This is a genomic window from Bradyrhizobium sp. P2_E8, assembly GCF_056403875.1.
In genome coordinates this window covers 1-1,037 of the sequence record NZ_JBFUES010001597.1, presented here as the reverse complement: position 1 = coordinate 1,037, position 1,037 = coordinate 1, and the positions used below count along the sequence as shown (strand labels likewise).

The following is a 1,037-nucleotide window of genomic DNA, read 5'->3' as shown; positions in this document are numbered from 1 at the left end:
AGCTCGGCGAGGCCATGTACAAGCAGCAGGCCGAGGCCGACGCCAAGAAGGACGCGGCCAAGGACGACGTCGTCGACGCGGAATTCACCGAAGTCGACGACGACAAGAACAACAAGAAGTCCGCCTGAGCCCCAAGAGGGTGATGATGCGGACGGCTTGGACCCCACACACCTATTCAGCCTCCCCCATCGCGGGGGAGGCTTCCGTGTCGAGGTCGACGGGCGACGCTCCCGTTACGATCGATCAATTTCCAGCCGTTATTCTCAACACTGCCATGCTGCCCTCTGCCGCGAAGCGGAGGGGTGCCTATATCGTTGCGTGGCAACGTTGCTTCGCCCCGGTTTGAATCGCGATTGGATAGACCGAGTTGAACATGTCCACGTCCACCAAGCGCTGCTACTACGAGACCCTCGAAGTCGAACGCGACGCCGACGAATCCAAGTTGAAGTCGTCGTTCCGCAAGCTCGCGATGAAGTTCCACCCCGACCGCAATCCCGGGGACGACACCAGCGAGGTCAAGTTCAAGGAAATCAACGAGGCGTACGAGGTCCTGAAGGACAGGGACAAGCGCGCGGCCTATGACCGTTTCGGCCATGCGGCCTTCGAGCAGGGCGGTCCTGGCGGCGGTGCCGGTTTCGGCGCGGGCTTCGCCTCCTCCTTCTCCGATATTTTCGAGGACCTGTTCGGCATGGCCGGACAGCGCGGCCGCGGCGGCCGCGAGCGCGGCGCCGACCTGCGCTACAACATGGAAATCACGCTCGAGGAAGCCTTTGGCGGCAAGACCGCGCAGATCGAGATCCCGGTCTCCGTCACCTGCGAGGCCTGCTCGGGCATCGGCGCCAAGGCCGGCACCAAGCCGAAGACCTGCTCGAGCTGCGGCGGCGCCGGCCGCGTGCGGCAGTCGCAGGGCTTCTTCACGCTGGAGCGGACCTGTCCGGGCTGCCAGGGCCGCGGCCAGATGATCGAGGACGCCTGCCCGTCCTGCTCGGGCCAGGGCCGTGTGACCCGCGAGCGGACGCTGTCGGTCAACATTCCCC

1 protein-coding gene is annotated in these 1,037 nt (G+C 65.1%); it reads left to right on the top strand.

What is annotated here, in order from left to right; translation table 11 throughout:
- Positions 1 to 373: 373 nt before the first annotated feature.
- Positions 374 to 1,037, top strand: a 664-nt coding sequence (locus tag AC1D00_RS42600; RefSeq protein ID WP_477014846.1) for a DnaJ domain-containing protein, incomplete at its 3' end; no start/stop codon positions are given.